This is a genomic window from Frankia sp. CoBUL1 (assembly GCF_978021245.1).
The window spans coordinates 21,857-29,445 of sequence record NZ_CDXDOS010000017.1; the positions used below are offsets into that span (position 1 = coordinate 21,857).

At 70.6% G+C, this 7,589-nt stretch carries 8 protein-coding genes; 2 read left to right on the forward strand and 6 right to left on the reverse strand.

Annotation, left to right across the window (positions count from 1 at the left end):
* Window positions 1-266: 266 nt before the first annotated feature.
* The 3 genes from AC08OX_RS03330 to AC08OX_RS03340 all read right to left on the reverse strand — a co-directional run bounded on the left by AC08OX_RS03330 (window position 267) and on the right by AC08OX_RS03340 (window position 2,193).
* Window positions 267-581, reverse strand: coding sequence for a hypothetical protein (locus AC08OX_RS03330; RefSeq protein WP_476606448.1), 315 nt, complete (start codon window positions 579-581; stop codon window positions 267-269).
* 137 nt (window positions 582-718) lie between these two features.
* On the reverse strand, window positions 719-1,228 hold the full coding sequence (locus tag AC08OX_RS03335) for a GNAT family N-acetyltransferase (protein ID WP_476606449.1): 510 nt from the start codon (window positions 1,226-1,228) through the stop codon (window positions 719-721).
* The gene (locus AC08OX_RS03340) at window positions 1,225-2,193 is read right to left on the reverse strand and encodes a hypothetical protein (protein WP_476606450.1); all 969 of its coding nucleotides are present in this window, start codon (window positions 2,191-2,193) and stop codon (window positions 1,225-1,227) included. Before AC08OX_RS03340 ends, AC08OX_RS03335 begins: the two co-directional genes overlap by 4 nt.
* A 257-nt stretch (window positions 2,194-2,450) precedes the next feature.
* Here AC08OX_RS03340 and AC08OX_RS03345 point away from each other — a divergent pair, with 257 nt between their 5' ends.
* Window positions 2,451-2,960 (forward strand): hypothetical protein, encoded by a 510-nt coding sequence (locus AC08OX_RS03345; protein WP_476606451.1) that lies wholly within the window; start codon window positions 2,451-2,453, stop codon window positions 2,958-2,960.
* Here the strand turns inward: AC08OX_RS03345 and AC08OX_RS03350 are convergent.
* From AC08OX_RS03350 to AC08OX_RS03360, 3 genes are all read right to left on the reverse strand, one after another.
* Complete coding sequence (locus tag AC08OX_RS03350; RefSeq protein WP_476606452.1) at window positions 2,957-3,091, reverse strand: hypothetical protein; 135 nt, start codon at window positions 3,089-3,091, stop codon at window positions 2,957-2,959. The two genes, AC08OX_RS03345 and AC08OX_RS03350, sit on opposite strands and share 4 nt — an antisense overlap.
* Window positions 3,088-3,396 carry a hypothetical protein gene (locus tag AC08OX_RS03355; RefSeq protein WP_476606453.1) on the reverse strand — a complete coding sequence of 103 codons (309 nt, stop codon included), beginning with the start codon at window positions 3,394-3,396 and terminating at the stop codon, window positions 3,088-3,090. Before AC08OX_RS03355 ends, AC08OX_RS03350 begins: the two co-directional genes overlap by 4 nt.
* A gap of 151 nt (window positions 3,397-3,547) precedes the next feature.
* Window positions 3,548-5,548: a polysaccharide biosynthesis protein gene (locus AC08OX_RS03360; RefSeq protein WP_476606454.1), complete on the reverse strand. Its 2,001-nt coding sequence runs from the start codon at window positions 5,546-5,548 to the stop codon at window positions 3,548-3,550.
* Window positions 5,549-5,665: 117 nt separating this feature from the next.
* Here AC08OX_RS03360 and AC08OX_RS03365 point away from each other — a divergent pair, with 117 nt between their 5' ends.
* Window positions 5,666-7,444 carry a tyrosine-protein kinase domain-containing protein gene (locus tag AC08OX_RS03365; RefSeq protein WP_476606455.1) on the forward strand — a complete coding sequence of 593 codons (1,779 nt, stop codon included), beginning with the start codon at window positions 5,666-5,668 and terminating at the stop codon, window positions 7,442-7,444.
* Window positions 7,445-7,589 lie beyond the last annotated feature (145 nt).

Sequence of the window (7,589 nt, forward strand, 5' to 3'; positions counted from 1 at the left end):
GCCCTGGCGCCGTTCTTCTGGCGTGGTCGGATCCTCCGGCGGCTCCGCACCAGGCCCGAACCCAGGCGCCCAGATTTTCCGCAGCGGCCTGCCGTGCGGGCACGTCCCCCGCTCGGGCACCCGCTCGACGCTGCCTGTGGCATGCAACTGGGCGCCACGGCGACGCCGGCACTTGTTGCAGGCCACCAGCGACAGCATCGGCACGACCGGCTCCGGCCCGGTCGGGCCGCGGTCGTCCGCCGGCCCCGGCTCAGGCGGATCGCTGGTCATTTTCTCTTGGTGATTCGGTTAGCCCCGCCGCACGTCGGGCACTTCTTCTCCTGCGTTCCCGAGTAGCCGCCATCTTCGTCTGTCTCGACCCGTTCGGCGACCACGTTCCCGGTGCCGTTGCAGGTTGGGCAGTCCGCGGTCTCCACCGGCTCCAGGTCGGCATGCCCGGCCTTCGCGCCCCGCTTGTCGTAGTCCTTCTCGACGTCGGGGTTCCCCTTGGATCCGGCGGATCCGCCTTTGCCGCCGCGTTTGACGCTGTCACGGCCGGTGGAGGCTCCACCACTGGTCGACCCTCGCTTGTTCCACGCCATGGGTTTCTCTCCGTCTGCCGTCGACCACTCCCCGCATCAACGGTAGCGGCGGAACACTCAGCCTGGTACCAGAGCAGCCGGCTCCGTTACCGGCGGCAGAGAGGTCGGCCCTCGGCCAACGGCGTGCTCCGGGAGGCCTACTCGGCGCGGCTGATCGCGTAGACGGCGTGATCCTCTCTGTGGAGGAACTCGCTGCGGATGTACACCATCCCGAGACGTTCGGCGACTCGGACGGACGCGGTATTGGCCGGGAGGATGACGGAGACGACCTCGGCAAGGTCGGGTTGCGCGGCGAACGCCCAGGCGATCGCCGCCCGGCCGGCCTCAGCGGCGTACCCGCGGCCCCACCACGGCCGGCCGATGAACCAGACCGCTTCAACGCCTGGCCATCCCGGTTCGGCCCACAGCCCGGCGCGGCCGGCAAGCTGCCCACTCGCCTTCTCTACGACTGACCAGGGGCCGACGCCGGTAAGTGCCCAGCAGCCGATGTTGCCGGCCATAGCATGCCAGATGTTGTCAGGGTCGGAACGGCCGCCGATATGGCGGGTGAACTCGGGATCGGACCAGATCTTGGTGTAGCCGGCGACGTCGTCGTTGTGAATCGGTCGCAGGATGAGCCGGTCCGTCGTCAGCGTCGGGATGTTCACTGGACTCTCGTCCCCGCGGGCAGGGCACAGCACTCCTCGACGAACGCGGCGACCGTGGGAAGCGCCCGGTGAGCGGGCGTGAACTCGCCGACGCACTGCCGAAGTCGCGCTACGACAGTGTGGGTGGGTGCTACCGGCGAGGTCCCGAGGATGCCGAGCGCGATCCTCGCGGCCTCTTCCGGCTCGGCCCTGTGGCCAGTCAGGTGCAGGAGGGCTTCGGGCACTGCGGCGTGCTGGGACTCTTCAACGGTGTAGTCCCCGCCTCGCCGCCGATAGCCCTCCATCGCGATTGGCGCCCACTCACGAGCCATAGCAGCATCACCCATAGTGATCGCGATCCCGGAGCGGAACATGGCCACGGCGGCCGGGCCGACCGGCGTTTCCCCGGGCAGGGGCGCCATGGTGCACGCCGTGGCTTCCATGCTCAGGCAGCTTGAGAAGCCGCCGGCTTTAGCCGGCGGAGGAGTCATCCGGTCCAGCGCGTTTCGAGCGCCGTCATGGTCGCCGGTCTTCGCGAGAGTGCGCGCCTCGTAGGCAGCGATCCGTGCGTTCATGTACGGATCGGAGATGTGGGCGACAGTACGAAGGGCCTCCAAGGCTGGTCCGTACCGCTGCCGCCAGTAGGCGATGCTTGAGCGGAGCGCGGCGATGGACAGGATCAGTACCGGGTCGCCGACATCCTCGGCGTAGCGGGCCGCGAGTCCGGCGAACCGGCGGGCGGAGCGCCGGTCGTCGGCGTTGAACGCCAGCCGGCCGAGGAAGTAGGTGTACTGCCCGCCGAGCGTGGTGATCCGGTTTCGAGCCTCAGGGGCGACCGGCCCATCGAGGATGGTGGTGATCTGCCGCCAGCGGGCGCCGACCTCCGGCAGCAGCGAAGCGTGCGGTGCCGAGCCGTACATCCGGGCGATCTCGTCGGCGTCGGCTTCGAGTTCGTCGAGGGTCGCTGTGGTGACCGCAGCGTCCATCCGTGTCCGCGTTGATGCAGCCAGTGCTGACAGCGCGGCGAGCTAGAAGACTTGTCGTCTGTCCGTCGTGCCCTCCGTTCGGTCTCCCTCCACGGCTTCCAACCTGGCCTGCCAGGCGGCAAGCTCCCCGTCGGTCTGCCGGTGCTCATCGAGCGCCTGGCACAGGTCGGCAGACGGAAGCTCCCCGTTTTCCGCCTTGGATATTCGGGTGCGGTGGAACCCGATCTTCCGGCCGGCGGGCCGCCGAGATCCTCGACGTGATCGAGGGGTATCCCGAGTATGACCGGCTGAGGACGTCGACGCTGCGGTACCCGACGTGCTGGGCGACGTTCACCGGCTACCCGATCGTCGCCGAGTGGGACCTCGACGCCGACGGTCCCCGGCTGTTCGTCGAGGCGCTGCGGACCATGGCGCTCAAGGCGGCCGTGTACGAGCTCACCGGCAGCGAGGCCGCCGCCGAACTCGACGTGGCCGCCTCGGTCGATGAGATGGTCCACGCGCTCACCGCTCAGTTCACGATCCTCTCGCGGGTCCAGGCCGGCACCGGGACCACCTTCGTTCACTCGACCGGCAACGAGCGGTTCCGCTACGACCAGGACGGCTACACCGACCAGGCGTACCGGGCCGCGGGGTGGGGTGAGCCGCCGCAGCGGTATTGGATCGGCCAGGACGAGACCCGGCGTCGACTCGCCGTGCTGGACGGCCTGTACGAGTCGATCGGGATCTACCGCGGCGGCCGCTACCACACGATCACCTTCGGTCGTTAGCCGGCGGCGAGGGCCTGCCGTAGGGCGTCGACGACGACGTCCGGCGGGAACTTCGCGGACGCGGCGACCTCCGCCTCTCCCAGGGCGGAGGTCAGCCTGCCCGCGCCCGCGTGGCGGACCAGCGCCGTCATCCACCCGGCAAGGTCGGCCGGGTCGTCGGGGAGCTCGCCCGGATGCGGGCCCGGTTCCGGCGCGGCCGGCCACAGGTCACCCCCGCTTGCGTACCGGCCCGGGGGAATCCGATCTTCTCCGGGTGGACGCACACCGGCACCCCGGTCGCAGCGTCACGGCGGTAGCCGCTGGACGTGTCATAGGCGCTGCCCGGCCCGGGCCCGTCAGCGATATCGAACTGTCCCGGGCCGTGCACGTTCCCCGGGCACACCACGCAGATCAAGTTGTCGTCCCAGGGAGGGCCGATGTCGTCGCTGGACGTCACAGGCTCATCATCGTCAGCGGCTGATCGGGGTTCCGGTGCCAGCCCGACGCGCCGTACGGTCCTCAGCTGCCCCCGGCCGCCGCTGATCTGGCGACGGCTCAAGGCTGTGCCGGATGTGCGGTCGCCCGCCAGGACCCGACGATCCCAAACGTCACCGGGCCGGATGCGGTTGACGGTTGGACGCCGTGGGCTGGACGGGAATCCGCCCGGTCACGTCCGCGGCGGCCAGGGGTCCGCCTGCGGTCGCGCCCCCGTCCCCGGGTCGGTCCGCGCCGGCCGGGACCTCGTCCGCCGCGGCGTCCGCGCCGGCGAGGGCCGCGAGTTCGGCCAGCACCTCCTCCGGCGGGGCCCAGGGATCGAGGGCGAGGGCGTGGGTCGGGTCCAGGGCGGGCACGTCCACGTGCGAGATCAGCGGGTGGTGTGGTCGATGGTCGTCCTCGCCCGCACCGAGGAGCTCCTCATGGAGCTTCTCGCCGGGGCCGAGCCCGGTGTAGACGATCTCGATCGGCCGGTTCTCCCGAGCCACGAGCCGGGCGGCCACGTCCGCGATGCGTACCGGCTCGCCCATGTCGAGCACGAGGGCCTCGCCGGGTGATCCCAGCGCCCCGGCCTGCAGGACCAGTTGCACCGCCTCGTGGATGGTCATGAAGTACCGGGTGACCTCGGGGTGGGTGACGGTGATCGGCCCGCCGGCGGCCAGCTGGCCGGCGAAGACGGTCAGGACGGAGCCGTTGCTGCCCAGGACGTTGCCGAACCGGACGCTGACCAGCGTTCCGCGGGCCCGGCGGGCGAGGCACGCGGTGAGCCGCTCGGTGATCCGCTTCGAGTAGCCGAGGGCGCTCGTCGGGTTCGCCGCCTTGTCCGTGGAGATGTTGACCAGCCGGTCGACGCCGCAGGCCACGGCCGTCTCCAGGATCGTCAGAGTGCCCCAGACGTTGGTCTTCACCGACTCGCCGGGGAAGCGTTCGAGCAGCGGGAGGTGTTTGAGCGCGGCGGCGTGGAAGACGACCTCGGGCCTGCGCTCCGTGAACAGCGTGGTCATCAGGTCGATGTCGCGGATGTCGCCCAGCACGATGGCGTCGTCGTCGAGCATCGCCCGGCCGGAGATCGACAGCTGCACCGCGCGCAGTGCCGACTCGTCCCGGTCCAGCATGATCAGTTCGGCCGGTCCGTAGCCGGAGATCTGACGGCACAGCTCCGAACCGATCGATCCGCCCGCCCCCGTCACGAGCACCCGTCGGCCCGCGAGGTAGCTCGCGGCGGCGGACATGTCGGTGCGGATCTGCCGCCGGCCGAGGAGGTCGGCGAGGTCGAGGTCGCGGATGTCCCCGACGCCGACCCGCCCGTCGATCAGGTCCGCGACGCGGGGAAGCACCTTCACGGTCAGCCCGGCGCCCTCGGCGATTGCGCTGATCTCCCGCAGCAGTGGGCCGTCGGCGCTGGGGATCGCCACGAGCAGGGTCCTGGCCCCGGTCGACTCGGCGACGGCGCCGATCCGCTCCCGGCCACCACGTACCCGGACCCCGAGTAGCTGGAGGTTGTGCGTGCTCGGGTCGTCGTCGAGCAGCGCGACCGGGTAGCAAGGACTGTTCCGGGTGCGCAGCATGGCCGCCAGTACCCGTTCAGCCCCGTCACCGGCGCCGAACACGAGGAGCGGTTTGGCGTGCTCCCTGCTCGGCCGACGGAGGTGTTCCTCGGTCAGCCGCCAGAGGTAGCGGATGCCGAACATCACGACCAGGGCCACCGCGCCGCCCAGCGGCGGCACGCTCAGCGGGACGGGTCTCGGGGAGCCGAACGCGGCGATGACGACGACCACGCTGACGACCGTGAGCAGGACCGACACGAGCAGGCCGAGGACCTCCTCGAAGCCGCCGAAGCGGTAGCGCCCCAGGTAAAGGTGCAGGGCGGTGCCCAGGAAGTGGAGCACGCAGACGGCGAGCGTGCAGATGACCCAGAAGCCGAGATCGCTCAGCGCGCCGAGCGTGAAGTCCAGGCGGCCGATCTGGGCCGAGATGAGGCCCAGGACCAGCGCCGCACTGTCCAGAGTGATCTGCAGGCCGACCCGCTGACGGAGGTTGAGCCGGGAGACGCGCCGTGCGATGTGCGCTGTCCACCGACCATGACCCACTCCGTCTACTCTACGTCTCCACATGAGGCCATAGAGTAAGCGTGGCTAAGAGTAAAAGAATGACTACCCATCGAGTATGTTGAGTCGGTCTTCGATGACGGTGAGTGGTCGGGACCTGGGTCCCGGGAGGGTGGTCGACGGGTGGAGCTGCGCGACTACGTCCGTGTTCTGCGCCGAAGCTGGACGATCATGATCGCCGGCGTGGTCCTCGGCGGGCTGCTGGCCGCCATGGCGACCTGGCGAACGACGAAAGAGTACGCCGCCTCGGTGACGATGGTCGTCTCCTCGCCGGACAGGGGCGCCGGAGCCGCCTCGGCCTACCAGGGAGGCCTGCTCTCCCAGCAACGCGTCAAGTCCTATGCCGACCTGGTGGCCAGCGAGCGGGTGGCGACGGCCGTGATCGCACGCCTGCACCTGCACGCGACTCCGGAGGCCCTGCGGGCCCAGATCAGCGCGCACGCCGTCCCGGACACCGTGCTGCTCCAGGCCGTCGTGCGCGATTCCGACCCGAGACGAGCCATGATCATCGCAGATGCTGTCGGTGAGACGTTCTCCAGCACCATTGCGAAGATCGAGACGTCGTCGGCCGACGAACCACCCTCCGTGCGGGTGACTGTCTGGGAACACGCGAAGCTGCCCGTCTCGCCCGTCTCGCCCCAGCCGATCCGCAACCTCGCGCTCGGAGCGCTGCTCGGGCTGATCGTCGGCAGCGCCGCCGGGATCGTCCGATACCGCCTCGACACGAGCGTGTCCAGTGAGGACGACGCCCGTGAGACGACCGAGCTGCCCAACCTCGCCGTCATCGGCTACGACGGTGCCGCCGACCGGCATCCCCTCATCATCAATGCCAAGCCCCGCTCGGCCCGGGCGGAGGCGTTCCGCCAGCTGCGGACCAACCTGCAGTTCGTCGAGGTGGACACCGGACCTCGATCGATCCTGGTGAGCAGTGCGGTCTCCGGCGAGGGCAAGACCACCGTGGCCTGCAACCTCGCGATCACCCTGGCGCAGGGCGGTGCGCGGGTCTGCCTGATCGAGGGGGACCTGCGACGGCCGTCTTTCGGCGAGCACCTCGGGGTCGAGTCCGCCGCCGGGCTCACCTCGGTCCTCATCGGCGCCGCGGACCTCGACGACGTCCTGCAGCCCTGGGGGGAGGGTCGGGTCGGGGAGGGGCGCGTAGAGGTCCTCGCCAGCGGCCCCATCCCGCCGAATCCCAGCGAGCTGCTCGGCTCCAAGGGCATGGCCGGACTCATCAACCTGCTGTCCGCCCGCTTCGACATCCTCCTGGTCGACGCCCCGCCCCTGCTACCGGTGACTGACGCGGCCGTGCTCGCCACCCGGGTCGAGGGGGTTCTGCTGGTGACGCGGGCCGGGCGGACCCGCCGCGAACACCTCCGGCGGGCCGTCGAGGCGCTGCGGGCGGTTGACGCCCGGATGATCGGCACCGTGCTGAACATGGTGCCGGTCAAGGGACCCGACACCTACGACTACGGCCCGCGCGACGGTTACGTGTCACGCGGCCGGCACGCCAGGACCTCCTCGCCCCGAACCCTGGAGATCCCGGCGCCCGATTCCGGGGTCCGGCCTGCCCGGCCGGTCACCTCGCCTCCGTCGCTGCCGTCACCGGCTCCTTCTTCTCCGGCTTCGGCCGTGACGCCGGTTCCCGCCGCCATGGCGCGTCTCGGGATAGCCGACGGTGGCGACGAGTCGAGCTCAGCGCGAGACCCGCTGCCCGACGGCGCCACGCCTGTCCCGAGCGCCACGCCTGTCCCGAGCGGCGGACCGTACGTCAGGGTGCCGGCGGCACGCGGATCGGCCGAGGAGATCATATCCGTCGGTGTAAGGACACCGCGCGGTACGGACCCGGCTGGCGGGACGACGCCGGATGACAACGGCGCGGCCCGGCCGCCGTCCTCCCCATGACGGATTCGCCACCGGGGGAAAGAACCGGGTCCGCTCCGGGCCTGGATCCGGTGGTCCTGGATCCGGTTCCGGACCTGGACCGGGTTCCGGACCTGCTCACGCGGGCGCCCGTGGGTGGGCGGGACGTGGGTGGAGGTGCTGAGGC

Coding starts and splice junctions, on each gene's coding strand:
- AC08OX_RS03350 (WP_476606452.1), bottom strand. CDS start 3,091: ATGACGGCGCTGGTCCGCCACGCGGGCGCGGGCAGGCTGACCTCCGCC.
- AC08OX_RS03360 (WP_476606454.1), bottom strand. CDS start 5,548: ATGTGGAGACGTAGAGTAGACGGAGTGGGTCATGGTCGGTGGACAGCG.
- AC08OX_RS03340 (WP_476606450.1), bottom strand. CDS start 2,193: ATGGACGCTGCGGTCACCACAGCGACCCTCGACGAACTCGAAGCCGAC.
- AC08OX_RS03330 (WP_476606448.1), bottom strand. CDS start 581: ATGGCGTGGAACAAGCGAGGGTCGACCAGTGGTGGAGCCTCCACCGGC.